The 26991-nt window shown below is 62.9% G+C and carries 30 protein-coding genes and 1 riboswitch; of the genes, 16 read left to right on the forward strand and 14 right to left on the reverse strand.

The genetic code is table 11. The features are described 5' to 3' along the window. Positions 1-3: 3 nt before the first annotated feature. Entirely contained in the window at positions 4-654 is a 651-nt protein-coding gene (locus ACNAOT_RS19630) for a hypothetical protein (RefSeq protein WP_420179063.1), read from the reverse strand. After that, complete coding sequence (locus tag ACNAOT_RS19635; protein ID WP_420179064.1) at positions 642-1277, reverse strand: MFS transporter; 636 nt, start codon at positions 1275-1277, stop codon at positions 642-644. Before ACNAOT_RS19635 ends, ACNAOT_RS19630 begins: the two co-directional genes overlap by 13 nt. Before the next feature lie 63 nt (positions 1278-1340). On the opposite strand from ACNAOT_RS19635, the gene ACNAOT_RS19640 reads away from it, so the two are divergent. The 7 genes from ACNAOT_RS19640 to purM all read left to right on the forward strand — a co-directional run bounded on the left by ACNAOT_RS19640 (position 1341) and on the right by purM (position 7054). Further along, on the forward strand, positions 1341-1802 hold the full coding sequence (locus ACNAOT_RS19640) for a winged helix-turn-helix transcriptional regulator (protein ID WP_420179065.1): 462 nt from the start codon (positions 1341-1343) through the stop codon (positions 1800-1802). 81 nt (positions 1803-1883) lie between these two features. Then, entirely contained in the window at positions 1884-2714 is an 831-nt protein-coding gene (locus tag ACNAOT_RS19645) for a phosphatase PAP2 family protein (protein WP_420179066.1), read from the forward strand. Positions 2715-2869: 155 nt separating this feature from the next. Continuing rightward, complete coding sequence (gene uraD, locus ACNAOT_RS19650; RefSeq protein WP_420179067.1) at positions 2870-3379, forward strand: 2-oxo-4-hydroxy-4-carboxy-5-ureidoimidazoline decarboxylase; 510 nt, start codon at positions 2870-2872, stop codon at positions 3377-3379. Continuing rightward, positions 3376-3717 (forward strand): hydroxyisourate hydrolase, encoded by a 342-nt coding sequence (gene uraH, locus ACNAOT_RS19655; RefSeq protein WP_017199951.1) that lies wholly within the window; start codon positions 3376-3378, stop codon positions 3715-3717. The genes uraD and uraH overlap by 4 nt, the downstream gene beginning before the upstream one ends. A 91-nt stretch (positions 3718-3808) precedes the next feature. After that, positions 3809-4141, forward strand: coding sequence for a hypothetical protein (locus ACNAOT_RS19660; protein WP_014922809.1), 333 nt, complete (start codon positions 3809-3811; stop codon positions 4139-4141). A gap of 136 nt (positions 4142-4277) precedes the next feature. Then, the gene (purF, locus tag ACNAOT_RS19665) at positions 4278-5909 is read left to right on the forward strand and encodes an amidophosphoribosyltransferase (protein WP_091470142.1); all 1632 of its coding nucleotides are present in this window, start codon (positions 4278-4280) and stop codon (positions 5907-5909) included. After that, the gene (gene purM, locus ACNAOT_RS19670) at positions 5906-7054 is read left to right on the forward strand and encodes a phosphoribosylformylglycinamidine cyclo-ligase (RefSeq protein ID WP_091470140.1); all 1149 of its coding nucleotides are present in this window, start codon (positions 5906-5908) and stop codon (positions 7052-7054) included. Before purF ends, purM begins: the two co-directional genes overlap by 4 nt. A gap of 210 nt (positions 7055-7264) precedes the next feature. On the opposite strand, the gene ACNAOT_RS19675 is transcribed toward purM, so the two are convergent. The 3 genes from ACNAOT_RS19675 to ACNAOT_RS19685 all read right to left on the reverse strand — a co-directional run bounded on the left by ACNAOT_RS19675 (position 7265) and on the right by ACNAOT_RS19685 (position 9221). After that, entirely contained in the window at positions 7265-8035 is a 771-nt protein-coding gene (locus tag ACNAOT_RS19675) for a VOC family protein (RefSeq protein ID WP_420179068.1), read from the reverse strand. After that, positions 8032-8814 carry a VOC family protein gene (locus tag ACNAOT_RS19680; RefSeq protein WP_420179069.1) on the reverse strand — a complete coding sequence of 261 codons (783 nt, stop codon included), beginning with the start codon at positions 8812-8814 and terminating at the stop codon, positions 8032-8034. Before ACNAOT_RS19680 ends, ACNAOT_RS19675 begins: the two co-directional genes overlap by 4 nt. 182 nt (positions 8815-8996) lie before the next feature. Further along, complete coding sequence (locus tag ACNAOT_RS19685; protein ID WP_011776148.1) at positions 8997-9221, reverse strand: DUF3073 domain-containing protein; 225 nt, start codon at positions 9219-9221, stop codon at positions 8997-8999. Positions 9222-9464: 243 nt separating this feature from the next. On the opposite strand from ACNAOT_RS19685, the gene ACNAOT_RS19690 reads away from it, so the two are divergent. After that, positions 9465-10370: a septum formation family protein gene (locus ACNAOT_RS19690; RefSeq protein WP_420179070.1), complete on the forward strand. Its 906-nt coding sequence runs from the start codon at positions 9465-9467 to the stop codon at positions 10368-10370. A gap of 9 nt (positions 10371-10379) precedes the next feature. Here the strand turns inward: ACNAOT_RS19690 and clpB are convergent, their stop codons facing one another. Beyond that, positions 10380-13037 carry an ATP-dependent chaperone ClpB gene (clpB, locus tag ACNAOT_RS19695; RefSeq protein ID WP_420179071.1) on the reverse strand — a complete coding sequence of 886 codons (2658 nt, stop codon included), beginning with the start codon at positions 13035-13037 and terminating at the stop codon, positions 10380-10382. A 148-nt stretch (positions 13038-13185) separates the two neighbouring features. Here clpB and ACNAOT_RS19700 point away from each other — a divergent pair, with 148 nt between their 5' ends. Next, a complete protein-coding gene (locus ACNAOT_RS19700; protein ID WP_420179072.1) occupies positions 13186-13803 on the forward strand; it encodes an MSMEG_1061 family FMN-dependent PPOX-type flavoprotein in 618 nt (205 codons plus the stop codon). A gap of 27 nt (positions 13804-13830) precedes the next feature. On the opposite strand, the gene ACNAOT_RS19705 is transcribed toward ACNAOT_RS19700, so the two are convergent. From ACNAOT_RS19705 to ACNAOT_RS19720, 4 genes are read right to left on the reverse strand one after another with little or no spacing between them, the layout of a single operon-like run. Continuing rightward, positions 13831-14904: a sulfate/molybdate ABC transporter ATP-binding protein gene (locus ACNAOT_RS19705; protein WP_420179073.1), complete on the reverse strand. Its 1074-nt coding sequence runs from the start codon at positions 14902-14904 to the stop codon at positions 13831-13833. Next, the gene (locus ACNAOT_RS19710) at positions 14901-15713 is read right to left on the reverse strand and encodes an ABC transporter permease (RefSeq protein ID WP_420179074.1); all 813 of its coding nucleotides are present in this window, start codon (positions 15711-15713) and stop codon (positions 14901-14903) included. The genes ACNAOT_RS19705 and ACNAOT_RS19710 overlap by 4 nt, the downstream gene beginning before the upstream one ends. Before the next feature lie 16 nt (positions 15714-15729). Beyond that, positions 15730-16530, reverse strand: coding sequence for a molybdate ABC transporter substrate-binding protein (modA, locus tag ACNAOT_RS19715; RefSeq protein WP_420179075.1), 801 nt, complete (start codon positions 16528-16530; stop codon positions 15730-15732). Next, entirely contained in the window at positions 16527-16937 is a 411-nt protein-coding gene (locus tag ACNAOT_RS19720; protein ID WP_054809108.1) for a TOBE domain-containing protein, read from the reverse strand. The genes modA and ACNAOT_RS19720 overlap by 4 nt, the downstream gene beginning before the upstream one ends. A gap of 246 nt (positions 16938-17183) precedes the next feature. Between ACNAOT_RS19720 and ACNAOT_RS19725 the strand changes: the two genes are divergently transcribed. Together ACNAOT_RS19725 and ACNAOT_RS19730 are read left to right on the forward strand one after the other, a co-directional pair. Beyond that, entirely contained in the window at positions 17184-18518 is a 1335-nt protein-coding gene (locus tag ACNAOT_RS19725; RefSeq protein ID WP_420179076.1) for an FAD-binding oxidoreductase, read from the forward strand. A gap of 130 nt (positions 18519-18648) precedes the next feature. Continuing rightward, positions 18649-19518: a DUF4031 domain-containing protein gene (locus ACNAOT_RS19730; RefSeq protein WP_420179077.1), complete on the forward strand. Its 870-nt coding sequence runs from the start codon at positions 18649-18651 to the stop codon at positions 19516-19518. Positions 19519-19620: 102 nt separating this feature from the next. On the opposite strand, the gene ACNAOT_RS19735 is transcribed toward ACNAOT_RS19730, so the two are convergent. From ACNAOT_RS19735 to ACNAOT_RS19745, 3 genes are all read right to left on the reverse strand, one after another. Beyond that, positions 19621-20022 carry a YccF domain-containing protein gene (locus tag ACNAOT_RS19735; RefSeq protein WP_091470118.1) on the reverse strand — a complete coding sequence of 134 codons (402 nt, stop codon included), beginning with the start codon at positions 20020-20022 and terminating at the stop codon, positions 19621-19623. A 95-nt stretch (positions 20023-20117) separates the two neighbouring features. Beyond that, entirely contained in the window at positions 20118-20570 is a 453-nt protein-coding gene (locus tag ACNAOT_RS19740) for an SRPBCC family protein (RefSeq protein ID WP_091470117.1), read from the reverse strand. Between the two features lie 109 nt (positions 20571-20679). Further along, positions 20680-21276: a phosphoribosylanthranilate isomerase gene (locus ACNAOT_RS19745; RefSeq protein WP_420179078.1), complete on the reverse strand. Its 597-nt coding sequence runs from the start codon at positions 21274-21276 to the stop codon at positions 20680-20682. 98 nt (positions 21277-21374) lie between these two features. On the opposite strand from ACNAOT_RS19745, the gene ACNAOT_RS19750 reads away from it, so the two are divergent. The 5 genes from ACNAOT_RS19750 to ACNAOT_RS19770 all read left to right on the forward strand — a co-directional run bounded on the left by ACNAOT_RS19750 (position 21375) and on the right by ACNAOT_RS19770 (position 24731). Beyond that, positions 21375-22001, forward strand: a complete 627-nt coding sequence (locus tag ACNAOT_RS19750) for a HutD family protein (RefSeq protein WP_420179079.1) — start codon at positions 21375-21377, stop codon at positions 21999-22001. 57 nt (positions 22002-22058) lie between these two features. After that, positions 22059-22124: riboswitch (guanidine-III (ykkC-III) riboswitch) on the forward strand. Positions 22125-22133: 9 nt separating this feature from the next. Further along, positions 22134-22448: a DMT family transporter gene (locus tag ACNAOT_RS19755; protein ID WP_089596307.1), complete on the forward strand. Its 315-nt coding sequence runs from the start codon at positions 22134-22136 to the stop codon at positions 22446-22448. A 2-nt stretch (positions 22449-22450) separates the two neighbouring features. Next, the gene (locus ACNAOT_RS19760; RefSeq protein WP_420179080.1) at positions 22451-22852 is read left to right on the forward strand and encodes a DMT family transporter; all 402 of its coding nucleotides are present in this window, start codon (positions 22451-22453) and stop codon (positions 22850-22852) included. 211 nt (positions 22853-23063) lie between these two features. After that, positions 23064-24071 (forward strand): aldo/keto reductase, encoded by a 1008-nt coding sequence (locus tag ACNAOT_RS19765; RefSeq protein ID WP_364309083.1) that lies wholly within the window; start codon positions 23064-23066, stop codon positions 24069-24071. Positions 24072-24080: 9 nt separating this feature from the next. Beyond that, on the forward strand, positions 24081-24731 hold the full coding sequence (locus ACNAOT_RS19770) for an MBL fold metallo-hydrolase (protein WP_420179081.1): 651 nt from the start codon (positions 24081-24083) through the stop codon (positions 24729-24731). Between the two features lie 142 nt (positions 24732-24873). Here ACNAOT_RS19770 and ACNAOT_RS19775 read toward each other — a convergent pair whose 3' ends face one another. Then, positions 24874-26595: a DEAD/DEAH box helicase gene (locus ACNAOT_RS19775; RefSeq protein WP_178995961.1), complete on the reverse strand. Its 1722-nt coding sequence runs from the start codon at positions 26593-26595 to the stop codon at positions 24874-24876. Between the last annotated feature and the right edge of the window lie 396 nt (positions 26596-26991).

Here is a 26991-nt window from a genome sequence, read left to right on the forward strand (position 1 = left end):
AGGTCATTCTGCCCCAGCCTGCTGCACGGAGCTAACCAGACGCACCCCAGCGGGCTGCGCGGAGCTAACCAAACGCACCCCAGCACCCTGCAGCCGTGTCCGGTCAACGCCCCAGATCACCAAAGCGCCCAGCGCGAAGACTGCCCCAAGAACACTGGCACCGGCCCAACCCCAGGCATCGAAGACCGGCGCAACGGCTGCTGCTCCCACGGCACTTCCCACCGAGTAGAACACCATGTAGCTGCCAATGATGCTGCTGGCCGAGTCTTCGGCGCCCGCCACGATCATGGTCTGACTGGTCACGTGGACGGCCTGCACCGCGGCGTCCAGCACCACGATGCCGGCGATGAACCAGAGCAGCGACCAGCACCCCAGGGACAACGCAAGCCACGAGCCCAGAAGCGCCACCAAACTGATGCCCGTGACCCGTTGTCCCCATCCGCGGTCGGCCGCAGCACCGGCCTTGGATGCGGCCAGTATCCCTACAAGACCGGCAAGCCCAAAGAGCCCGACAACGCCCGGCGGAAGGTTCCACAAGGGACCGCTGAGCAACAGCGACATGCCGCTCCACAGCACTCCAAAAGACGCGAACAGCAGCATGGTGATAAGCGCACGGGTACGGAAAACGGGATTGTGCCGCGTCAGGACCACCACTGATGAAACGGCCTGCCAATAGCGCGCCTCCCCCTTGATGTCTGCTCCCGTGGCATGGCGCGGAGGACTGCCAGCGACAGGACCACAGCAGCAAGTGCGGCAAAGATGTAAACCGACCTCCAACCCCAGAGGTCCGTCATGCCACCGGCCACGGTCCGCGCAAGGATGAGGCCACTCACGACGCCGGCGGTGACAGTTCCGATGTTTCCGCCCCTTTTGTCCGGGGTACTGGAGGCTGCGGTGTACGCGACGATGGCCTGTACAACGGATGAGGCCAACCCCAGTATCCCGAACGCAAGCAGCAAGGCAGCTTGGGATGAAGCCAGGGTCACGCCACAGGCACCCACAGAACTCGCTGCCACCTGAACGGTGATGAGTATGCGGCGGTCCACCAAGTCTCCCAATGGCACCAGGAGAACCAGCCCCACAAGATACCCGGCTTGTGATGATGCCACGACCCATCCGATGCTCGCCGCGGGGATACTCAGGTCGAAACCGATGCGCTCCAGGAGGGGCTGGCCGTAGTAGATGTTCGACACCATGAACCCGGCCACGACGGCGAGCAGCAGCAAGAGGCTACGGCTGAGTCCCTGTGTGGTTTTCGTCAGCTGATTACTGCTCATTTTTCCGGCCTCAAACTTTCGGTTTCAATATGCAACCATCCGAGCCTATGGCAGAATGGTTTCATGTTGCAACCAAGTGATATCGCATGGACTGACCCCGAATGTCCGGTGGCAAGGGCAGCAGACCTCGTGGGCGACAAGTGGACCCTGCTGATCATTCGGGACTCACTGGACGGCAAGCGGCGGTTCTCAGAATTTGAGAGGTCGCTGGGAGTGGCGAAAAACATCCTCTCGGACCGCCTTCGCCTCCTCGTGGACAGGGGCGTCCTGACCCGTATCCCGAATGACCGCGGGACGCGGAGTGAATATGAGCTAACGAGCGCTGGGCGAGACCTCTTTACGTTGATCCTCAGCCTCCGGCAATGGGGCGAACGCAACGCCTTCAACGCCGGCGAAGCCCACTCCGCACTCGTGGACCCGGCGACGGGCGAGCCGGTCCCGCAGCTCCGCCCACTCCGGGGTAACGGCGCGGAACTTACACCGGAACAAACGCTGCTGGTCAAGGTTGGCGAATCGCTGCCGTAAAGCCGCCCTCTCAGGACCCGCCAAGTCCAAACTGCTAAGGTTACTCACCAATACTGAGGCCGCCACGGATAGGGGACGAGAGTGACGACTGAAGGAAAACAGGCGCCCGAGCAAGGCGTCAGCGGCGAGGTAAGCCAAGACCGATTCGTCGCCGGGCAGGACCTGACGCGCTGGAAATCCCCTGCCGGCCGGGCGCTGGCAGGCGGCGCTGAAAAAGTTACGTCCCTGCTCGGCCCTTATGCAGCGCTGATTATCACGCTTATTGCAGGACTTGGCATCGCCCTGTCACTGGCCCTTGTGTTCGGCGAGGTCTACGAGTCGGTGACGGAAGCCGACGGCGTGGCCGGACTGGATGATCCCGTGCTGGCGGCAGCCAAATCGGCGCGCTCCCCCGCCTTGGACATGGCCACCACGGCCTATACCAATATTGGCGGCACCGTGGGAATGCCCCTCATCGCCGTGGGAATCATGATTTTCCTGGCTGCCAAAAGGCGATCATGGACACCCGTGATCCTGATGCTCGCAGCCGGACTGGGATCCCTGATCATCACCCTGCTCGGCAAGCCGATCTTCGGCCGCACCCGCCCGGATATCGCAGATGCAATTCCACCCTATGAGCACTCGGCATCTTTCCCCAGCGGCCACTCGCTCAACTCAATAGTGATCGCCGGAATCGTGGCCTACTTGATCATCCTCAGGCTCAAGACCGCAAAGGCCAGGGTCATCACGGTACTCGTGGCTATAGTGTTCGCTTTCACCATGGGTCTAAGCCGCGTTTATCTAGGTCATCATTGGCTGACGGATGTCCTTGCAGCCTGGGCCATTGGCATCGCCTGGCTAGCCCTGGTAATTACCGCCCATCGCCTCTACCTCACGGTCCGCACACGCCGTCACAGGGCGATAGTCTCTTGACACCAGCCCGCTCACTCGGCTTAATTGAATTACGTATGCTGAAATAACAGTTCCATGATGCGGAAGCTTGAAGCACGGGCTTCCTCCTGTACCAGCAGGAGTTCCGCATAGCCCACACCATGGATGCCAGCATTTTGCATGAGGATGACACAAGCATGGAGCTTGCAGTATTCAACAGTGTTGACCGTGACGAGGCCATCAGGACTCTCACCCCCTGCCTGGACATCAGCCGCTGGGTGGAAGCAATCGTCGACGCGCGCCCCTACGCCGGCGTCGACGAGCTGCTGGGGCAAGCCCAGCGCGCCGCCGAGCCGTTTACCGCGGCCGAGGTGGAGTCCGCCATGGCACACCACCCGCGGATTGGCGAACGTCCCAAGGCCCAGAGCACCGAGGCGGCCATGTCGCGTTCGGAGCAGGCAGGTGTGGATCCCGGCGACAACCAGACAACAGCAGCACTCGCCGAGGGAAACCGGGCCTACGAAGAAAAATTCGGCAGGGTCTTCCTGATCCGCGCTGCAGGCCGCAGCGCGCAGGAAATGCTGGGTGCCCTTCAAGAGCGCCTGACCCACACCCCCGAAGAAGAAGACACAATCGTGGCCGGCCAGCTGCGGGAGATCGCACTGCTGCGCCTCTCCGGACTGATCAGCGAAGGAGTCAACGCATGAGCGTTTCACAAGTAACAACCCACATCCTGGACACCGGTTCCGGCCGCCCGGCGGCGGGTGTCGCCGTCGTACTTTACGTCCGGGAAGGTGACGACTGGACCTTGGTGGCGAAGGGCGAAACCGACGCCGATGGCCGCATCAAGACCCTTGGTCCGGAACGGATTCCCGGTGGTGCTTACCGCCTGAACTTCGCCACCGGCGCCTACTACGAGGGGCTCGGCACGGAGACGTTCTTCCCGGAAGTCGACCTGAACTTCACAGTTTCGGACGCCGGCGAGCACTACCATGTGCCGCTCCTGCTGAGCCCGTTCGCCTTCTCGACCTACCGCGGCAGCTAGCCACCCCCACCGAGTTCACAGATAAACCCCATGTTCTTCGGAAACATGGGGTTTATCTGTCACTTGGGCGGAGAAAGGTACGCTTGAAGGCATGGCTTCAGAGGACACCACCCCCAACTCCGCCCGCCGCGAGATCACGGTTCGCCGGGCACCTAAGTTCGTACCCTTCATGATTCTGGGAGCCGTGGTCGGTGCAATCGTGGCTGCAATCATCGCCTACGGCCGCCAAGCCGACCCCGCTTTTGATGCCGGCACGGTGTTCGGATTCTTCCTCATCGTCTGCGCAGGCGGCGGCGTCATCCTGTTCTCCATCCTCGCCCTGATCCTGGACCGCCTTAGCGTCAAGCGCACCCAGCGCGCCGTGGTGGAGCCCGTTCCGGACTCGGTTCCGGATGAAGGACCAGAGAACGACGACGTCCGCTAAGTCAGGCGCCCGGCCCGCCTCTTCACAGGGGTCCCGAATGTGAGACACACCGCATTTTCGCGGGAACACGCCAATTCAAGGGGTCACATAGGCAGCGGGGGAACGTACCACGGCCACAACATGAGACAATCGACCAGTGGCACGTGGCGACGGAAAACTTTCTCATGATCTTCTCCCCGGCGAAAAAGGCCCCCAGGACGCTTGTGGCGTCTTTGGGGTTTGGGCTCCCGGTGAAGAAGTAGCAAAACTCACCTATTACGGGCTGTATGCGCTGCAGCACCGCGGACAAGAATCGGCTGGTATTGCTACCAGTGACGGCAAGCGCATCAATGTCTATAAGGACATGGGCCTTGTGTCCCAGGTCTTCGATGAGACAACCCTGAACACCCTTACCGGACACCTGGCCGTTGGCCACTGCCGGTACTCCACCACCGGTGCAAGCCACTGGGCCAATGCGCAGCCAACCCTGGGTGCGACAGCAACCGGCACGGTTGCCTTGGCTCACAACGGCAACCTGACCAACACCGCTGAGCTTCGGGAAATGATCCTTGAGCGCAACGATGGCCAGCTGACCGGTGAAATGAAGCAGGGCAACACCTCGGACACCGCACTGGTGACCGCTCTCCTCGAGGGCGAAGAGGGCAAGACCTTGGAGCAGACCGCCCTGGAGCTGCTGCCCAAGATCAAGGGCGGCTTCTGCTTCGTCTTCATGGATGAAGGAACCCTCTACGCAGCCCGCGATACCTATGGCATCCGTCCGCTGTGCCTTGGCCGTTTGGAGCGTGGCTGGGTTGTCGCTTCCGAGCAGGCCGGCCTGGCTACTGTTGGCGCGAGCTTCATCCGCGAGATCGAGCCCGGCGAGTTCATTGCCATTGACGAGGACGGCGTCCGTTCGCAGCGCTTCGCCGAGGCAACCCCCGCCGGCTGCGTCTTCGAATACGTCTACCTCGCCCGCCCGGATGCTGCCATCGCCGGCCGCTCCGTCTACGAGGCCCGCGTGGAGATGGGTCGCCAGCTGGCCCGCGAAAACACGCACGAGGCAGACCTTGTTATCCCGGTGCCCGAGTCCGGCACACCCGCCGCTGTGGGCTACGCAGAGCAGTCCGGCATTCCGTTTGCGCACGGCTTCGTCAAGAACGCCTACGTGGGCCGCACGTTCATCCAGCCGTCGCAGACCCTGCGCCAGCTGGGTATCCGTCTCAAGCTCAACGCCCTGGAATCCGTGATCCGTGGCAAGCGCATTGTTGTGGTGGATGACTCGATCGTCCGCGGCAACACCCAGCGGGCCATCGTTCGGATGCTCCGCGAAGCCGGCGCCGCCGCAGTGCACGTCAAGATTTCCTCTCCCCCGGTTCAGTGGCCCTGCTTCTACGGCATCGACTTCGCGTCCCGCGCGGAACTCATCGCCAACGGCGCCACCATCGAGGAGATCTCCCAGGCAATCGGCGCCGACTCGCTGGCCTACATCTCCGAAGACGGCATGATCGGCGCTACCCAGCAGCCGCGCGAACGCCTTTGCACGGCCTGCTTCACCGGCAAGTACCCCATCGAGCTGCCGCACGCGGACAAGTTGGGCAAGAACCTGCTGGAGCGCACCGATCTGGGCGGCCTGCCTGCTGCAGACGAGGCCGCTTCCGTAGACGATTCCGAGGACCCTGCCGAAAAGCCGGGCGCCACGGGTTGCGATCCAGGACCTGACGCCGAATTCGAAAACCTGCTTACCGACGCTGATCGTTTGACCGACGCCGACAAGAAAGAGTCTGTATGAGCTCCGCAACACCCGCCGCTGAGAATAACTCCGGTATCACCTACGCCTCTGCGGGTGTCGACGTTGAAGCGGGCGACCGCGCAGTCGAACTCATGAAGGGCGCCATCAAGGCGACGCATAACTCCTCGGTGATTGGCGGCGTCGGCGGTTTCGCTGGCCTGTACGACGTCTCCCGGCTGCTGACCTACAAGAAGCCCCTGCTGGCAACGTCCACTGACGGTGTTGGCACCAAGGTTGCCATTGCGCAGGCCATGGACATCCACGACACCATCGGTTTTGACCTAGTGGGCATGGTGGTGGACGACATCGTTGTGGTGGGTGCTGAGCCCCTCTACATGACCGACTACATCGCTTGCGGCAAGGTTGTCCCGGAGCGCATCGCGGACATCGTCCGCGGTATCGCTGCTGCGTGTTCCGTGGCCGGCACCGCCCTGGTGGGTGGCGAAACCGCTGAGCACCCGGGTCTCCTGGGTGAGCACGAGTACGACGTCGCAGGTGCCGCAACAGGCATCGTCGAGGCAGACGCCCTGCTCGGCCCGGACCGCGTCCGCGCTGGCGACGTGGTCATCGGCATGGCTTCCTCCGGCCTGCACTCCAACGGCTACTCCCTGGTCCGCCGCGTCATCAACCACGCCGGCTGGGCCCTGGACCGCCAGGTCTCCGAACTCGGCCGCACGCTGGGCGAAGAACTCCTGGAGCCCACCCGCGTCTACGCAGCTGACTGCCTTGACCTCGCCCGCACCTTCCCGGTCACGGGCAGTGCAGCAGTGCACGGTTTCAGCCACGTCACCGGTGGCGGCCTGGCTGCCAACCTGGCCCGTGTCCTCCCGCAGGGCCTCGTAGCCACCGTGGACCGCAACACCTGGGAACTGCCTGCGATCTTCAAGCTGGTCTCCGAGCTCGGCAACGTTCCGCTGGCCGACCTGGAGCGCACGCTGAACCTCGGTGTGGGCATGGTTGCCATTGTTTCCGCCGAAGCAGCCGATGCTGCAGTGGCCCGCCTCAACGACCGCGGCCTGCCGTCCTGGGTCATGGGTACCGTTTCGGCTGACAGCGACTCGATCGACAAGACCGGCCCGGACTACGTCCAGGGCGCCAAGGGCGTCGACGGCGGCGCTGTCCGTTTGGTGAACGCCTACGCCTAAGCGCGTTATCGCTTCATAAAGAGAGCGGCCGGGCAGTCATGGACTGCCCGGCCGCTCTTTTTGTATGCATTTGAGTCAGTAGGGACACCCATATTCGTTCCCGCTGCGGAAAAGGGCGTCCGACACCCACATCCGGGCAGCGCCGACCCGTTTGCGAGGCACTTGGGAATATGCGCGGCGCCCGGCCGCTCTTTTCTGCTGCTGCCCCTCCTAGACTTGTACCAGGCTTAGGACACCACCCTGCGGGTCCTGAATGGTGGCAAGTGACCCCGTTTCGGGTTTGTCCTCCGGCTCAACGAGGACCTCGCCCCCGGCTGCCGCTGCTGCTTCCGCTGCTTTTCGCAGCTCCGCTACGCCGAAGTAGATCTGCCAGCCGGCCTCGTCACCTTCATCGGCAGGAACTATGCCAGCCACTTCGTCGCCCTTGACCATCAGCGTGCTGTAGCTGCCGCCGTCGTCCTGGGGATATTCGGTGACCTCATGCCCGAAAAGCTGCTGGAAGAACGCGACGGCGGCTTGCGGCTCGGGCGTCAGCAATTCCGCCCAGGCCAACGCCCCGGGCTCGTTGAACAAGTGACTACCCACATGAGTGCCGGCCTGCCAGATGCCCGTGGTGCCGCCGCCCGGAGGCTCGATGAACGCCAAGACCCCGGTGTCGGCCACAGCCTCTGGGCCGAACTGGAGTTTCCCTCCCGCGTGGACCGCGTCCTCCGCGATTTCCTCGGTGTCGGTGGCCGAAATGTAGATGTTCCACTGGCCACGTGTTCCGGCGGCCTCCTGCATGGAGTTCTGCGGGGCGATCACAGCCACCAACTGATCCTTGACGAAGGCCTGCGCATAACTGCGGCCATCCGGCGTGGGCAGGTCCTTGAAAGTCCAGCCGAAGACCTGTTCATAGAAAGTCTTGGCTGCCGCGACGTCCCGTGTCTGAAGGTCGGCCCAGCACGGCTCTCCACTGGCATAGTGCTTTCGTGATGTCATGCTGCCAAGCCTGTCATGATGCTGAACGCTGCTCCCGCTGGATCCATGAGAACTGCCATGCGCCCAACTCCCGGCACATCAAAAGCCGGTGCAATGATATGGCTGCCCAGCTCAACGGCTTGCTTCACCGTGTCATCAATGTCCACCACGTTGAAGTACGTCATCCAGAACGGCGACAGGCCTTCAATAGGCAACTTAAGGGCACCCGCGATTCGCTTTCCATCCACCAGCAGGCTCGTGTACTCCTGCAGGTCACCGGCCGGCGCAGTCTCGCTGGTGCAACCTGTCACAGCCTCGTAGAACGCCACGGCCTTGTGGACGTCATCTGTCTGCAGTTCATTCCAAATCATGGTCCCAGGCTCGTTGACCAAACCCGAACCGGGATGGTTGCCGGCTTCCCAGAAGCCGATCTGAGCGCCCGTCGGATCTGTGGCGAAAAACATACGTCCGCTGCCGTTGGGAACCGAATCTGGAGGGAAAAGCAGGGTTCCGCCAGCGCCTTCCACGCGCCGGGCGGCCTCGTCGGCGGAATCAACGGCAAGATAGTTCGCCCAATAGGAAGGCATTCCCTCCGGGGCATCGGGCAGTTGCTGCATCATTCCGGCGACGAAGCGGCCTTTGAGCTTGGCCATGTAATAGGTCATGCCATTTCCGGCATCCATCGCATCCAGCTCCCACCCGAAGAGGTCGCTGTAAAACTTCTTGGAAACTTCTATGTCGGTGGAGGACAGGTCCACCCAACACGGTGTTCCCTGCTGATAACTCTCGACCTCCGGCATGGATTTCCCTTTCGATGCGCCCGAACTCCAGCCTACGCAAAAAAGAGCCCCCAGGGTACGCCAAAGAATGGCGTGGCCTGGAGGCCCTTTTTCAAAAGATATACGGCATTCGGAAATGCGCGATGACCTTGTACGACGGCGGTCCGCAACTCAGTGCCATAAGCACCTGTTGGTTGCGACAGCTATCCGATCCGACGGGTGTCTACCTCGTCGTCGTCATCTTCCGCGTACTTGTCCTCGTAGGCCGAATAGTCCGGCTCCGGGGGATCGTCGGGGAAGTGGCTCTTGACACGACTGGACGGACCCGTGAGCTCCCGCTCAAGTGCCGAATAGTCAGTGTTCGGGGAATAGTACTTAATATCCCGAGCCTGCTTGGTAGCTTTTGCCTTTTGACGGCCGCGCCCCATGGCGTGACCCCCTTTTGTACTTGGACCGGAGGTGGTCACCTTGGCTATCGGTGAGGCCCCGGAATGTTTGGTCAATTTGTCGTATGTCTAGATTACATGCTTTCGGGGGTGCCCGCGCGCCACCACGGCCCCGCGTCCGAGCCGACTACGGTTGAAACCACGCGGTTACACCTCCAAGAGAAGCAAAAATTGGGTAGAGTCTGCCTCAATGCGGCTCCACAGCAGGAAGGCACACCCCGGAATATGAGCCAGGACAACACTTCACCCCGTGACGGTTCACGACGCGAACAAGGCGAGGATGGAGTGCCCCCTGCGCCCCAAACACCACCTTCGCCGGGTCAGCAACCGTCATCCGCTCCCTGGGCGCCGCCCTCAGGTCTGCAACCGGATCCCGCACCCGAGCTCGATCCTGACTTTGTTACCAATCCGGCAGGCCAGCCCGATCCCGCGTTGCCACCCACGGATGCACAGCCGGCTGGGGACTCAGCGTCGCCGGAAAATGCCCATGCACCCGTTTACGCCAATGCGCCTGCTTACGCTGGGCAGCAACCCTTAGCGGGCCAACAGCCATACACGGGTCAGGAATGGAGGCCGGAACCACAGGGCGATCAAGCCCTGCACGGACAGCCGGAACCTCATGGTGATCCGGTCAAGCGGCAGCGGTTGGTTATCGGCGGAATCGTTGTTGGCGTGCTCATACTCATCGGAGTGGTGATTTGGGTCCTGCTCAACCTGCTGGGCACCCGTCCCGAAGCAGCCGTGTCCACGCCCAGCGCGGCTCCGACCGCGGGCCCCCTCCCCCGCGATGCAGAGGCAAAGGACTTCCAAGTGGGCGACTGCTTTGCCGACTTTGATGCCAACGCCTCAAAAGCCAGGGCCGTAGCCTGCGACACCGAGCACTCAGCCCAACTCGGCGCCGTCCACACATACGGATCTGATGAATCCTTCCCTGGAACCAATGCTCTCAGGGACAAAGGGCGCGAGGTTTGCAAGGACGTGAAGCTCAACGCAGCGGCCGACAATTACGTGCTGCTTCAGCAGAACGTTTACCCGAGCACCACCAGTTGGGATCGGGGCGACCGCCGCGTTGATTGCTTCATCGTGGTGGATTCCGGCAACACCATCTCCGAAGATCTCCTCGCGAAGTAGCCTGAAACGCTACTTCCGACGAACCGTGAGGCCCGTACCTGCGGAAGTGCCGCCGTCGGGACCTGTCAGCGCTTCGAAGCCTTCAACGGTGAGTTCGTCGAGGTCCGCAGCGGTATCCACGAGCACTGTGTCGCCGTCGCTGATTTCGCCTGCAAGAATCTCCTTGGCGAGGCGGTCGCCGATCTCCCGTTGAACCAGCCTGCGCAGCGGCCGTGCACCGTAGGCGGGATCAAAGCCGGACATGGCCAACCATGCGCGTGCCCCATCGGTTACCTCAAGGCTTAGGCGGCGATCGCGGAGCCGGTTGCTCAGCTCGGCGACGTGCAGCTCAACGATCCGGGCAAGTTCCTCTACTGTCAACGGATCGAAGAGGACGATCTCATCCAGCCGGTTCAGGAACTCGGGCTTGAAGGATGCCTGGACCACGGCCATGACGGCGTCCCGCTTGGCCTTGGCATCCAGTGACTGGTCCACAAGGAACTGGCTTCCGGAGTTGGAGGTCAGCACCAGGATGGTATTGCGGAAGTCCACGGTGCGGCCCTGGCCATCGGTGAGGCGGCCGTCGTCGAGTACCTGCAGGAGGATGTCGAAGACCTCAGGGTGGGCCTTCTCCACCTCGTCCAGCAGCACCACGGAGTAGGGCCTGCGACGGACAGCCTCTGTGAGTTGGCCGCCTTCTTCGTAGCCGACATATCCAGGAGGGGCGCCCACCAGTCGGGCGACCGAGTGCTTCTCGCTGTACTCGGACATATCGATCCGGATCATGGCGCGTTCGTCATCGAAGAGGAAGTCCGCCAAGGCCTTGGCCAGCTCCGTCTTACCGACGCCCGTAGGACCGAGGAACAGGAACGAACCAGTGGGGCGGTTGGGGTCGCTGATTCCGGCTCGTGCCCGCCGCACGGCGTCTGACACAGCCTGCACGGCTTTTGTCTGGCCGATGAGGCGCTTGCCGAGTTCCTCTTCCATGTGGAGGAGCTTCTGGGACTCACCTTGGAGCATGCGTCCGGCAGGGATGCCGGTCCAGGCGGAGATGACTTCTGCAATGTCGTCAGCGGTCACGTCCTCGGCCACCATGAGTTCCGGTTTCGAATCGCTCCGGGCGGACTCCTCCTCAGCAGCGGCGCTCAGCTCCCGTTCCAGGGCAGGCAGTTCTCCGTAAAGGATCCGTGAGGCCGATTCGAGGTCGCCTTCGCGCTGGGCTTTGTCCGCAACGGAACGCAGTTCGTCGATCTTGGCCTTGAGGTCGCCGACGCGGTTCAGTCCGGCTTTCTCCGCCTCCCAGCGCGCGTTCAGCGCACTGAGTTCCTCGTTCTTGTCCGCCTTGTCCGCGCGGAGCGCAGCCAGCCTCTCCACCGACGCAGGGTCAGTTTCGCCCTGGAGGGCCAGTTCTTCCATGGTCAGGCGGTCGACGGCGCGGCGGAGCTGGTCGATCTCTTCCGGCGCGGAATCGATCTCCATGCGGAGCCGGGACGCGGCCTCGTCCACCAGATCGATGGCTTTGTCCGGCAACTGGCGTCCGGAGATGTATCGGTTGGACAGCGTTGCAGCAGCCACCAGCGCGGAGTCGGCGATGGCCACCTTGTGGTGGGCCTCGTAACGTTCCTTCAGGCCACGGAGGATGCCGATGGTGTCCTCAACGCTGGGCTCGCCAACATATACCTGCTGGAAGCGGCGTTCCAGTGCAGGGTCTTTCTCAATGTTCTCGCGGTACTCGTCCAAGGTGGTGGCACCAATCAGGCGCAGTTCACCGCGCGCCAGCATGGGCTTGAGCATGTTCCCCGCGTCCATGGCGCTTTCACCCGTGGCGCCGGCACCCACAACCGTGTGGATTTCGTCGATGAACGTCACGATCTGCCCGTTGGAGTTCTTAATCTCCTCCAGAACGGCCTTCAGGCGTTCCTCGAACTCGCCGCGATACTTTGCTCCGGCCACCATGGACGCGAGGTCCAGGGCGATGAGCGTTTTGCCGCGCAAACTTTCGGGAACGTCGCCGGCCACCATGCGCTGCGCAAGGCCTTCGACGACGGCGGTCTTGCCAACGCCCGGCTCACCAATCAGCACAGGGTTGTTCTTGGTGCGGCGGCTCAAAACCTGCACGACGCGTCGGATCTCGCTGTCGCGCCCGATGACGGGATCCAGTTTGCCTGAACGGGCCACGGCAGTGAGGTCCGTGCCGAACTTCTCCAGGGCCTGGAAGGTGTTTTCCGGATCCGGCGAGTTGACGTTCCGGTCCCCCCGGACACCCGGCAGGGCGGCGAGCAGCGCTTCGTGGGAGGCGCCGGCGTCGCGCATTAACTTACCCACGGCGTCGCTTCCGGCCGAGAGTCCGAGGAGCAGGTGCTCCGTGGACACAAAGGAATCGCCGAGCTTGTCAGCTTCGTTCTGGGCAGCTTGGATGGCCTGCATGGACTGGCGGGACAACTGGGCCTGCTGGACCGAGCTGCCCGATGACGACGGCAGCGATTTAATGGCTGAGCTAGCCTGAACGCTCACGGCATCAGGGTCCGCTCCCGTGGCACGCAACAGCGCAACGGCAACGCCTTCGCGCTGGTCCATGAGGGCTTTCAGCAGGTGGGCAGGCTCAAGCTGCGGGTTGCCGGCAGTTGAGGCGTTCATGGCGGCCGCAGAAAGGGCCTCCTGGCTTTTGGTGGTGAATTTGACGTCCAAAGAGTGCTCCCTTTCTGGAGTGATACCTATGATTACAAACTTGAGTCTACTACGCTCAACTTTGCATTTGGTCCATTGAGTTCCATGTTTGCCCACGGCGAAACCAGTGTCCAGAGTCCACCGAAATCAAGGGAAGTAGGCTGGGCCTATGGACCCCATTTCCAGCGTGGATGAACTCGAAGAACTGATCGGATTGCCCTTGGACCGTGTGCGCCGGAAAGTGCGCACATCCCTCAGCGATTTTGACCGCCAATGGCTGGCAGCCAGCCCGTTTTGCGTGATCTCGACTTCGGACGCGCAGGGCCGCGTGGACGCCTCACCCAAGGGCGACCCAGCTGGCTTCATTCATGTCCTGGACGAGCACACAATCGCCATACCGGAACGCCCCGGCAACAAGCTCGCGTTCGGCTTCCACAACATCCTGGAGAACCCGAACGTAGGAATCCTGTCCATAGTCCCGGGCAGAACGGATACCCTGCGGATCAATGGCACGGCACAGATTGTCCGTGACGCCGGCTTCTTCGATCACCTGGTGGTCAAGGGGCACCGGCCGCGCGCCGCTGTTGTGGTTGCTGTGGAGGAAGTGTTCACCCATTGCGGTAAGGCCTTCATGCGGAGCGGACTGTGGCAACCGGAAACCTGGGACACTGACGGCCTGCCGAGCATCGCCATGTTGTCCCAGACCTACACGCAACCCGAAACACCACTGGAGGATCTGGAGGCCTACTACGGGCCGTCCTATGCGGAGCGGATGTATCGCGAATAACGCCAGGGGTATTCGGCCAAGCGTATTTCAGGCCGGGTAGACCGCCACCATCGCGGACTTGACCACAAACCTCACTTCCATGCCCGGCGCCAGGCCAAGGTCGGCGGATGCGGAGGGAGTGATGTCGGCTGACAAAGCTTGTGCCGATTGCACCCCGTTGGCACGGACGCGGATCTGATCACCGTAGGGTTCCAGGTCAGTGATGGTTACCGGGAAGGAATTGCGGGGGCTTCCGTGCACATCGCCCAGGAAGACGGAAACGCTCGACGGCGGGAAGGCGGCCACGCCTGCCTGGCCGGGTACTGGTGACCAGTCCGGATCATGGCGGCCCGCGAAAAGCCGGCCATCCGGCGTCGTAATTCCCTCGGAAGCAATGGTCCCGGTGACGAGGTTGAGGCCGGCGAGGCCGGCGGCAAAGTGGCTTCGTGGTCTTTCAAGGACCTGACGAGTGGGTCCTTCTTCCGTGATGCGCCCCTCCTCCACCACGATGACTCGGTCGGCGAGCATGTAGGCGTCCAGGATGTCGTGCGTGACGATGATGGCTTTGCGGTCCCGCAGGACTCGTTTGAGGACGCGGCGGAGCAATGGTGCTGCGTGAATATCGAGGGCGGCCATCGGCTCGTCAAGGAGCAACAACTCGGGCTGAGCAGCCAGGGCGCGTGCCACGGCGACGCGTTGGGCCTGCCCTCCGGACAACTGGGCGGGCTTCCGGTCAGCCAGTGGCAGGGCATCAACTTCGGCCAGCCAGTGTTGTGCAGTCTCCCGTGCGGCAGCCTTCGAAGCACCCCCGCTTCGCGGCCCGAATGCCACGTTGTCCAAGGCATTCAGATGCGGAAACAGGAGAGCCTCCTGGGCCAGAAGCGCAGTCCCCCGCAGATGTGGCGGGCTCCAAGAGTGGGTGCCGTCGTCGAGCTTGAACAGTTCGTTGTCGCCGATTCGCGCCGAGCCGGCATCCGGCCGCAGCAGCCCGGCGATCACGCCCAGCAGAGTGGACTTCCCGGCACCATTCGGACCGAGTACGGCCACAGTCTCGCCTTCAGCGAGGCTTAGGGACATGTCGAAGTTCCTGGCGCGGACGCTTGCCTGCAGCTCGAAGCTCATGGCTGGACCTCCACAGGAGTGCTGCTTCGCCGGCGCCCATAGCTGAGCCCGACCACCGCAACTGCAACCGCCACCAGCACCAACGACAGCGCGACGGCGGCGTCCGCATCGGCCTCACGCTGCAAGTAAATTTCGAGCGGCAAGGTGCGGGTGATGCCTTCCAAACTGCCGGCAAAGGTCAAGGTGGCACCGAACTCGCCAAGGCTTCGCGCGAACGACAACACAGCACCGGACGCAAGCCCAGGCAGCACTAATGGAAGCGTGACGCGACGAAGAACGGTAGTAGGCCGCGCCCCGAGGGTCGCCGCCACAGCTTCGTATCTACTTCCGGCCGATCTCAGTGCGCCTTCCAGACTGACCACCAGGAACGGCAGGGCCACGAAAGCCTGGGCCAAAACCACCGCCGAAGTGGAGAACGCGATCTGGATCCCAGCCAGTTCAAGGGACTTTCCGAGGAGCCCCTGCCGCCCGAACGTGTACAGGAGAGCAAGTCCGCCGACGACGGGCGGCAGCACCAGCGGCAGCAGGACGAAGGAGCGGAGGAGCCTTTGTCCGGGGAACTCGCCGCGGGCAAGCACCAGCGCCAACGGAACCCCCAAGACGACGCAGAGGACGGTACTGGCAGCCGACGTCCTAAGGCTCAGGCCCAGGGCGGCAAGGGACGACTCCGACGTGATGAGTGGAATGAATTGCGGCCAATTCACCCGCAGCAGCATCGCCGCCAAGGGAAGCACCATCAGGAGTCCACCCACAGCTGCGATGGCATAAATCCACCGCGGAATGCCGTGGTAGCCGCTGCGCCTGATCACGATGCCCTGGCCTCCGCTACGGCGTTCCGAAGCCGGCGTCCATAAGGACCTTCTTGCCGGCTTCGCTAGTGACGTTTGCAATGAACGCAGCTGCGAGTTCTTTGTTCTTGCTGGTGCCAACCGTGGCAATGGGGTAGGTGTTGACGGCCGTGTCCGACTCGGGGAAGCGGATGCCCTGGACCTTATCGCCGGCCGCTTTGACGTCCGAAACGTAGACCAGGCCGGCGTCGGCTTCGCCCGAGGTGACTTTGCCCAGGACATCGGTCACGGACGATTCCTCACTGACCGGGCTCAACGTGGTTCCTGTCGCCTTTTCAACGGTCTTCGTTGCAGCGCCGCAGGGGACCTGGCTGGCGCAGGTCACCACTTTGACGCCGGGCTTTGCGAGGTCCGCGAAGGAAGAGACCGACGCCGGATTGCCGGGCGGGACTGCGATCTCAAGGACATTGGTGGCGAAGTTGGTTGCTGTGCCGTCCACGAGATCTGCGTCGGCGAGCTTGGCCATGTTCTTGGCATCTGCTGAAGCGAAGACGTCCGCTGGGGCACCCTGGGTGATCTGCGTGACCAGGTCAGAGGACCCTGCGAAGCTGAGAGTTACTTTGGTGCCCGGGTGCTGGACTTCGAAGTCTTTGGCCAGCTGGGTGAAGGTCGATTTCAGGGATGCCGCGGCGAAAACGGTGATCTCTCCGGACATGGAGGACCCGGGGCTTGCCGAGCCCGTGGACGGACGTGTTGTCCCGGAGGCGCAGGCTCCCAGGCTCACCGCCAGCGTACCCGCAACCAACACTGCGGCGAAAGGCTTGCGGCTGAACCTCATATGACACTCTTTCCCTGCGGTGTTTCGATGATGACAGTGGTGGCCTTCACCACGGCTGTGGCTACCGAACCGAGTTCCAACCCGAGCTCCCGGACGGCTTCGCTGCTCATCAGCGACACAACGCGAAACGGACCACACTGAAGCTCTACTTGGGCCATGACCTTGTCCGCGGTAATGCCGGTAACCAGTCCGATGAAGCGGTTGCGGGCCGAACTTCCTGCCCGGGAGGGGTCGTCGGGGAGATGGGATTGGTCGCGGGCAAGCGTGGCCAGTTCCAAGCCATCCACTGCGAGGCGCCCGGCTGAGTCCTTCCGGGCAGTAAGCGTTCCGTTTTCCGTCCAACGCCTCACGGTGTCGTCGCTGACACCAAGAAAGCGCGCGGCCTCGGATATTCGTATCTGCGGCATAAATGCATCATAGTTCCGTATTTGCGGTTCTTCGCCATCAAACCCGCCGCATACGTTATGTGACCGCCAAGCGATAGTGAGCTGCACAGTGCCCCCGTTACCGCATGACGCGCCCATAAGCTCTGGTGCGCTTGGCGCGAAGTGGTGCGCCGCCGTCGTCGTACTTCTTTGCTTTACCCATGGTCCGATGGGAGGTGCGGACGTACCCTGTTCTAGGGGGGAGTTTCCGATGCAAAGGAACGTCCCATGGAATGGATTCGTCCGGACAGCCCGGACTATGACCAAGCCCGAAAACTCTTCAATGCGATGATCGACCGCAAACCGGCTGTCATCGCCAAATGCTCTGATCCCGGCGAAGTGGCTGAAGCCCTGAGCTATGCGCACAACCACAATTTGGACGTCGCCGTGCGCTCAGGCGGTCACTCGGTGGCGGGCATGTCCACCAACGACGACGGTCTGGTAATTGACGTCCGCCCCATGAAGTCCATCAGCGTGGACCCCAGGATGAAGACCGCCACGGTGGGCGCAGGGCTGACCTGGGGCGAGTTCGACCGCGCAACCCAGCGGTACGGGCTGGCTGTCACGGGCGGGCGCGCATCCACCACGGGAGTCTCGGGATTCACGTTGGGCGGTGGTTCGGGATGGCTGGAGCGCTCGTACGGATTCGCGTGCGACAACCTGCTCTCCGTCGATCTGGTCACGGCCTCCGGGCAACGGGTTACCGCCAGTCCCGGCGAAAACCCCGAGTTGTTCTGGGCCCTCCACGGCGGGGGCGGTAACTTCGGTGTGGCTACGTCCTTGACGTTCAAGCTGCACGACCTTGGCCCCACCGTGATGGCGGGCCTCATGTTGTTCCCAGGGGACGATGCGAAGGATTTGTCGCGCGCCTTCCGGGGGCTTGCGTTGGAGGCGCCCGACGCCGTGGGGACAGCCCTCGTGTACCTCACCGCCCCGCCGGAAGAATTCGTCCCGGAAGAGATGGTAGGCAAACTCGCCGTCGGGATGGCTTACATCTACGCGGGTGATGTTGAAGCTGGCGAAGAGCACGTCAAACCGTTCAAGGAACTCGGCCCCTCCGTGGATCTGGTCTCGCCCATGCAATATGCGGACTTCCAATGCATGATCGACGACCCTCCGGACCACTACAACTACTGGAGCGCGGACTACCATAACGAGCTCAATGACGACGCACTGGATCTTCTGGTCGACTCGGCTCAACGCCTTCCGGGACCGCACTCGCAGCAGTTGGTGGCACGTTGGGGCGGGGCCGTGGGCGGCCCTGCTGCGGCGAACACTCCGTTGCAGCACCGGGGTGCAGCCTGGGTCAGCCACCCGTTCGGCCTTTCCGAAACACGGGAGGGCGGACAGGAGGCAAAAGCCTGGGTCAAACAGTTCCGGCAGGACATCGCCCCGCACACCACGGGCGGCGTGTGGCTGAACTTCATCGGTGACGAAGGGCAAGATCGGATCATGGCGGCCTATGGAGAACAGAACTACCGGCGGCTGTCCTTGGTGAAGCGCGAATTCGATCCTGACAACGTGTTCCGCGGCAACCAGAACATCCTGCCGGCCCAGCACTGAGTTCCCTGCACTCCTTCCCAGTTGCCGTGATCAGCGCGGGCAGTGAAGCCTGTACTTCCGGGACGGCAGCACGGCGGTAGACGTCCCGATGGCCGGCAACTGGGAAGGATCACATGGGTACACTTTGGCAATGGCCATCTACGTCGATCCGCCCCTGTGGCCAGCGCACGGAACCGTTTTTTCGCACCTCGTTTCGGACACCTCACTGGAGGAGCTGCACGCTTTCGCGGCCGCTTCCGGGGTTCCCGAACGGGCCTTCGACGGAGATCATTATGATGTCCCGGAACGCCGCTATGACGACCTCGTTTCCGCGGGTGCCATCCCTGTGGAGGCCCGCATCCTGGTCCGCAAGCTCATTGCCAGCGGACTGCGCATCCCGGCTCGTGAACGGAGCAAGGCATTGACAGTACCTTTGATGGAACGTTGGAACAGCAGCTACCCAGGTCACGAGGAGCTGGGCCTTGAATTGCTTGAACGTTGGGGCGAGGACGGCAGGAAATACCACAGCCGGACCCACCTCCTGGCAGTCCTTGAAGCCTTGGACGTGCTGACAGAACCCGAACAGCCTGCGCGAACCGTCTTGCTGGCGGCGTGGTTCCACGATGCCGTCTACGAAGGGGTTGCGGGGCAGGACGAAGAAGAGTCCGCGCGCTTGGCCGAGGACCGGCTCACCGCCGCTGGTTTGGCTCCCCACGAGGTGGCGGAGGTGGCGCGCCTGGTCCGCCTCACGGCTTCGCACAGCCCAAAGACGGGTGACTACGCCGGTGCACTTCTCTGCGACGCCGACCTCTCCGTGCTCGGCGGCGACCCGGAGTCCTACGCACGCTACTTGGCCGCCGTCCGCGAAGACTACGCCCGCGTCAGCGACGAAGACTTCGCGAAGGGTCGCGCCGCCGTCGTGCGCGGTCTCCTGCGGCTGGACCCGCTGTTCCATGGCGAACGCGCCAAAGCACTCTGGCTCGACGCTGCGCGCCGGAACCTCGCCAGCGAACTCGCGTGAGCGGCTCCCCCCGCTCTTTTGCCCGAATTAGACGCTCCGCTGCAGGCCAGACGGTAGGAATCGTCTGGCCTGCAGCGAGTCGTCTAAATGGGCAGTGCCGGCCTAGCGGTAGGTGCTGACGAACGGCTGGTTGGTGGGCACAATCTGCTTACCGAGAGGCATCAGCGAAACCGGGATCAGCTTCAAGTTGGCGATGGCCAGCGGGATTCCGATGATGGTGATGGCCATGGCAACTGCGGTGACCACGTGACCAATCGCAATCCAGATGCCCGCAACCAGAAGCCAGATCACATTACCGAGGAGCGCGAACACCCCGGCACCGCCCGGCTTCTCAACCACCATCTGGCCGAAGGGCCACAGGCAGTACGCGCCGATCCGGAACGAAGCGATGCCCCACGGGATGGTGACGATGAGCACGCAGCAAATGATGCCCGCCGCGAAGTAACCCAACGCCAGCCAGAACCCACCGAAGACAAGCCAGATGATGTTAAGGAGCGTTTTCATAGTCTTCATTCTCCCCTGCGGGCACGACAAAAAGCCTAGGGGTCTGCCCTGAATCTTCCCTGACTTGCAGCGGCACTCCCTGCGGGGCCACTAGCTCAACCAGCCAAGAGCCCGTCCAGCTTGTCGAACGAGGTGCCCCAGCCGTCGCGTGTCATCTCAACCCACTCTTCGGAGGCAAACGGACCCTGCTTAAGATTCATCCGGGTACGGCCGTTGAGGTCCTCGAATTCAAGGTGCATTTCCTCGTACTCGTGGTCAGCGTCAGGAGCAGCTTTGGCCTGGGCAACCAAAAGAGCCGGGCTATTCAGCTCGGTGATGGTGGCTTCAATGGGGGCCGACTGCTCACCGTTCTCGTCCGACCACACCATGACCACCTGCCAGATGCCACCAACGCGGGGCTCAACGATGATCTGGTCCCGGGGAGCTTCCACCTCCACGGGCCCGAACCACTGGGTGAGCTTGTCCGGCTCCATCCAGGCCTCAAAAACCTTCTCGCGGGGAGCATCAAACTCGCGGCTCATGGTCAGGGTGTGCTGTTCCGTACTCATTGCTTAACTCCTGGTTTCGGTGATGTTCGATATCCAAGTAGTGGTGCGTTGGAGTAAATCGTGTCGTCGTGAGCGAGTCTAGGCAGTCCCACTGACACGGTAATCGGGCCTAGGCTTTGGCAGCTTCGACAAAAGCGCGGATCTTTGCCAGGTCCTTCACTCCGCGGGAAGCCTCTACGCCGGAGGAGACGTCCACTCCCCAAGCACCGGCAGCAGCCGCAGCGAAAGCCACGTTGCCGGATTCGAGTCCCCCTGCAAGCAGCCACTCCCGGTTATCGAGCCCCTTCGCCCGCACTGACGCATAGTCCCAAGACTCCCCCGAGCCTGGCACTGCGGCATCGATCAGGAATAGTTCTTCGCCCAGATCCGCGAACTCGTCCTGGGATGCGCCCATGGTGACGGCCCGAATGAGCCGCATCCCGGCGTCGTGCACTGTTTTGACGTCGCCGGCCGTTCGGTGACCGTGCAATTGCACCCACTCGAGTCCGGCAGCTCGAGCCGTTGCCACGGCGTCAGCGGCATCCTCGTGCCGGAAAACACCCACGGCGTGAACACCTTCCGGAACCAACGGCAGCAGAATGCGCACCTGGTCCGGGCTGACTTCGCGGGGGCTGGAAGTGAGCACGAAGCCGACCGCGTCTGCACCGGCGTCGACGGCTTCACGCACGGATTCCGGCGTACTCAAGCCGCACACTTTGACGAACATTCCAGCGCCTCCAGCTTTTAGTCGCAACGTTTTCCACATATGACGGTAGCAAGCCGCAATGCCAACGCAGAAGCCGCGTCCACCACTAGGCTGGTCGAATGGAGATTATCCGCTTTGCCGACATCCGTCCCGAACCTTGGCGCAACGGGGGCGGGGTGACGCGCGAACTCGCCAGCCATCCTAAGGCCGCCTCGGCGCAGGACAATGCCTGGGATTGGCGAGTCAGCATCGCAGACGTTTCCAAGGCCGGAGATTTCTCCGTCTTCCCGGGCATGGAGCGCGTGATCACCATCATCGACGGCGAACTGCTCCTCCTCACGGTGGACGGCTCCGAGCACCCACTGGAGAAGTACCGTCCGTTCCGCTTCTCGGGCGAGGCTTCGTCGGGGGCCACTCTTCCGACAGGGGACATCCGGGATCTGAATGTCATCGCCCGAGAGGGAGCCTTCAAGGGCTACACGTCCATTGTGGAGATTTCCAAGAAGCGTGCGCACCCGGTCTTCGAAGGCCAGCTTGCCGTCCTGCTGGAGGGTAAGGCGACTGTTGCGCCCGGCGCGGCTGTGGAGGAAGAGTCCGACGGCGACGCCCCGGCAATCAGCGCGGCCGAACCTGTTGAGCTCTCACGGTATGACGCCGTGGTCGGCTCCGATACCCGCAGCCCGGAAATCTCGGGCCGCGGCTTCATCGCTGTGATCTCGATCGACCATGTGGAGTCCCACTCCTGAGCTGGTGACGTTAACCACCAGAGGTGGCCACCCCGCGCGGGAGTTGCTAGCCTGAAATGAAGGTTCCCCTCTGGAACCTCCGGACGACGGTTCAGTACCCGGCATGCGACAAGACTGGCCAAAGGAAACGTCATGTCGTGGATAATTCTCATTCTTTCCGGAGCACTCGAGGCCGTCTGGGCCGCAGCGCTCCACCGGTCCAAGGGCTTCCGTAAACCCGTTCCGACCGTCGTCTTCCTGGTGTCCGTTGTTGCCAGCATGGCCGGACTCGCCATCGCGATGCAGTCCATCCCCACAGGCACGGCTTATGCGGTGTGGGTTGGCGTCGGCGTCGTACTGACCGCAACGTACGCGATGGTCACCAAGGTTGAACGTGCGACGACGGCCCGGCTGCTTTTGCTTGCGGGCATCGGTGCATGTGTAGTTGGCCTGAAGGTGGTGGCGTAGCCATGACTGAGAACACTGGAAACATCAAGAACACCGGCAACACCGGGAGCTCCGGCAACGGAGTCTTCTGGATCATCCTCTTGGCATCAGCGCTGCTCGAAGCCGTATGGGCCACAGCTTTGGGCCTCTCCAACGGCTTTACGCAACTCATGCCAACTGTGGTTTTCGCCATCACTGCCCTCCTGAGCATGCTCGGACTGGGTATCGCAGTGAAGCGAATCCCCCTCGGCACTGCCTACGCGGTGTGGGTGGGTATCGGCGCTGCACTGACCGTTGGGTGGGCCATGATGACAGGAGTGGAATCCGCGAGCCCGCTGAAGCTGCTGTTCATCGCGGGAATCGTGGGCTGTGCTGCCGGTTTGAAGGCCCTGCCCGCTGACAAGGCCGCAGCCAAGGCCGAGTAGCACTGCTCCTGCCCGGTTCCCCGTGTAGCACTGCTCCGTTTCGATGGCTCGCTGCCCATCGTGCCGTTCGCGCGGCACGTCACGCAGGGAACCCCCGAATCGGGCAAGCCAACCGGGCACCCTTCGCCCAATTCTGGCGCCAACAGGAATACCCATGTGAGCCACTGAGTTCATGCTTTCAAGAGCACCCAAACGCGCATTGGAGAAGTTCATGACTGCAGTTCAGCTCGGCGACGGCCTCAAGGTCAGCCCCCTCGGCTTCGGTGGAATGGCCCTCACCCCTGTTTACGGTGGGATTGAACCCGAGGAAGGCCTGCAGACGCTCAGGCATGCAGTGGACGCGGGCATCACGTTCATCGACACCGCAGACGTCTACGGCGCGGGCAGTAACGAGGAACTGGTTGGCAGGCTCTTGAAGGAGCGGCGCGACGAGATCCAGGTGGCCACGAAGTTCGGAATTGAGGGCAACCCCGCGGACGGGTACACGGGAGTCCGCGGGGATGCGCCCTACATCAGGCAAGCGGCGGAAGCGAGCCTCCGCCGCCTGGACACTGACGTGATTGACCTCTACTACATGCACCGCCGTGACCTCCGCGTTCCGATAGTGGAAACCGTGGAGGCCATGGCGGAGCTGGTCCGAGAGGGCAAGGTCCGGCACCTCGGACTGTCTGAAGTGACAGCCGAGGAGCTCAGGCAGGCCAACGCCGTACATCCCATTGCCGCGGTCCAGAGTGAATGGTCCATCTGGAGCAGGGATGTTGAGCTCAACGTTGTGCCTGCGGCCAAGGAACTTGGCGTCGGGTTCGTGCCATATTCGCCGCTGGGCCGCGGATTCCTTACGGGAACCGTCAGCGCGAGCGACCTTGGCGAAAATGACTTCCGCCATAAGATCCCCCGTTTTGGTGACGAGGCACTTGATGCGAACCAGGCCGTAGTGGCCGCGGTCCGCGAGGTAGCCAGCGGGCTGGATGCAACTCCGGCCCAGGTAGCCCTGGCTTGGCTGTTTACCCAAGGTCAGCGCCTCGGGATTTCTGTGGTTCCCATCCCCGGCACGCGCAAGACGCACCGGATCGACGAGAACCTTGGGGCGCTGTCCCTGCAACTGGGAACAGCGCAGCTTGAGAGGCTCGACCAAGCTGCGGCCGCCGTCGTGGGTTCACGCTCTGCCGACCCCAACTGGGTTTCACAGGGCCGCGAAGCCAACCCGGCAACTGCATAGACTGACACGATGGATTCGCTTATTCACTCACTGCGTGACGTCACTATCCGCAGCATTTCGGTCAGCGAGATGAACAACAATGTGTACCTGTTGACCGCAAAGTCCACGGGTGCGCAGTTGTTGATCGACGCCGCCGACGACCTTCCGGCCATTCAGCAGCTGCTCCAGGACAGTGCCGCAGATACTGCCGCGACGCCGAAGCTCGCCAGGATTGCCACCACTCACCAGCACTGGGACCACGTCCGGGCGCTGCCGGAGTTGGTCGCCGTTTCCGGGGCAACCACCTCAGCTGGAGCGGACGACGCCGATGCGTTGCCGGTTCCAGTGGATGTCCGGCTTGGTCACGGCGACGTCGAACGGTTCGATGGCTTCGAGATCACGGCGGTCCACTTGCGCGGACACACCCCGGGCTCGATCGCTTTCGTGTACCAGGATCCGAACGGACCTGCCCACATCTTCAGTGGAGACTCGTTGTTTCCGGGAGGCGTCGGCAACACACAGAAAGATCCTGCACGCTTCACTTCTCTGTTGAACGACGTGTCGGAGCGACTGTTCGACGCTTATCCGGACGAGACCCTGGTGCACCCGGGCCATGGATTGCCCACGACCCTCGGCGCCGAGCGGCCACACCTTGAGGAGTGGCGCGCCCGAGGCTGGTGAGTTGCGGGGCCTACTCTGCACGCTAAACCTAGGGAATAGTGCGCAGAGCGGGCCTCACAACGGGGAGCCTATGAGTTGCGGGGCCTACTCTGCACGCCAAACCTAGGGAATAGTGCGCAGAGCGGGCCTCACAACGGGGAGGTTAGCGGCCGCGACGCTCGTTGGACGCGGGAGCCGACGCACGACGAGGACCGCTGCGTGCCGGACGACCTGCACCGGAACCACCGCGACCGGAGTTGCCTGAGGCACCCGAGCCGTAGGATCCACCGGACGTAGCGCCCGTTGCGGAAGACCAAACGGCCTTGTTTCCGCCGGTACGAGTACTCGTGGTGGATGCCGTGCGCGGAGCCGAAGCTGAACGCTGGCCGGTAGCCGGGCGGCCGCTGCGACCGTTCTGACCCTGCGAGCCTGGAACGTCGTTGCGGTGAGTAGCGCCAGCCTTGCCGCGACCGCGGGGGCTGCGGGCGACGTCGTCGTTCATTGCTGCGCGACGCTCAGCGCGGTTGACGTCGGTGCGAACCGGCTCAGCCGCGACCTTGCCGCGTCCATTGCGACCGCCACGACCACCAGCGGTGGGAGCAGCCTGCGTGGAACGGCGTGCGCGCTTGCGCTGGGCGTTGGCGCCGGTGGATGTGCCGCCACCCTGCTGGGTTTTCGCAGCGAGGAGGGCCGCACGGGTGCGGGGATCAACCTTGTCCGCGATGTCACCCACGAGCTTTGAAACCAAGGGGGAGCTTGCCGTGACGCGCTCAAACGAAACGTCAACGCCGGCAGCCTTCATGAGCTTCTTGACGTCACTCTGCTGCTCGGGGAGCGTCAGCGTAACCACGGTGCCATCGGAACCGGCGCGTGCCGTACGGCCGGAGCGGTGCAGGTATGCCTTGTGCTCTGTGGGCGGGTCAACGTGGATGACGAGTTCGACGTCGTCAACGTGCACGCCGCGGGCTGCGACGTCAGTGGCCACCAGGACTCGTACGTCACCGTTGGAGAACTCGGCAAGGTTACGGTCGCGGGCGTTCTGCGACAGGTTGCCGTGAAGGTCGACGGCGGGGATGCCGGCGTCGGTGAGGGTCTTGGCAAGCTTGCGGGCGTGGTGCTTGGTCCGCATGAAGAGGACGCGGCGGCCGGCGCCGGAGGCCAGTTCAACGATGAGCTGCTTCTTGACGGTCTGGTCGTTGACCACCAGGACGTGGTGTTCCATGGTGGTGACAGCGGCCTGGGGATCGTCCACGGAGTGCGTCAGCGGGTTGGAGAGGTAACGGTTGACCAGTTTGTCAACACCGTTGTCCAACGTTGCGGAGAAGAGCAGGCGCTGACCCTGGGTGGGGGTCATGTCCATGAGCTTCTTGACGACCGGGAGGAAGCCCAGGTCAGCCATGTGGTCTGCCTCATCCAGCACGGTGACCTCAACGGCTTCGAGGGTCAGGATGCGCTGGCGGATCAGGTCTTCGAGGCGGCCCGGGCAGGCGATGACGATGTCGACGCCGGCGCGCAGCGCCTTTTCCTGGCGTGCCTGGGAGATGCCGCCATAGATGACCGTGGTGTTCAGGCCCATGGCCTTGGCCAGCGGCTCGATGGTGGCGTTGATCTGAGTTGCCAGTTCACGCGTCGGTGCAAGGACGAGGCCCATGGGGCGGCCCGGCTTACGGAAGTGCTTTGCTTCGCGCTCGGCCAAGCGGGCCACGAGCGGGATGGCGAAAGCGATGGTCTTGCCGGAGCCGGTGCGGCCACGGCCCAGGACGTCGCGACCTGCGAGCGTATCCGGGAGGGTCTTCACCTGGATGGGGAATGCCTCTTCGATGCCATCGGCGGCGAGGGATTCAGCAATGGGCTTGGGCGTGCCAAGGGCAGCAAAAGTAGTCATAAACTTCATGTCTTTCGGGCGGTGTCCAGTTGCGGACATCGGCCCCCGACGCCGGTTGGGCCAGGGGTTCGCCGAGGAAAAGTCAGGTGGTCTACCGGTTCGCTTCAACAGCGTTGGCCGGGACCAAATGGAACGCGTTCATCGACGCAGGATGTGCCTCTCACATGAAAAATGCCCCGTCGCGTAGCCTGTTAGGCCACCTGCTTCAGGGCGTCACCGCACATCAAGTGTTCCTAGCTTAGCAGTGTTTCTCCTGCGGGCCCGCATCGGGGCTGGTCAGGCCCCCGCCCCACCCCGCGTTGCGAGGCCCGATCTGCACCCTTCCGGGCGGCAATACCCTGCAGAGCGGGCCCCACAACGAGTCCACCCCGCGTTGCGAGGCCCGATCTGCACCCT

The organism is Paenarthrobacter sp. TA1.8 (assembly GCF_048595705.1).
Taxonomy (GTDB): domain Bacteria; phylum Actinomycetota; class Actinomycetes; order Actinomycetales; family Micrococcaceae; genus Arthrobacter; species Arthrobacter nitroguajacolicus.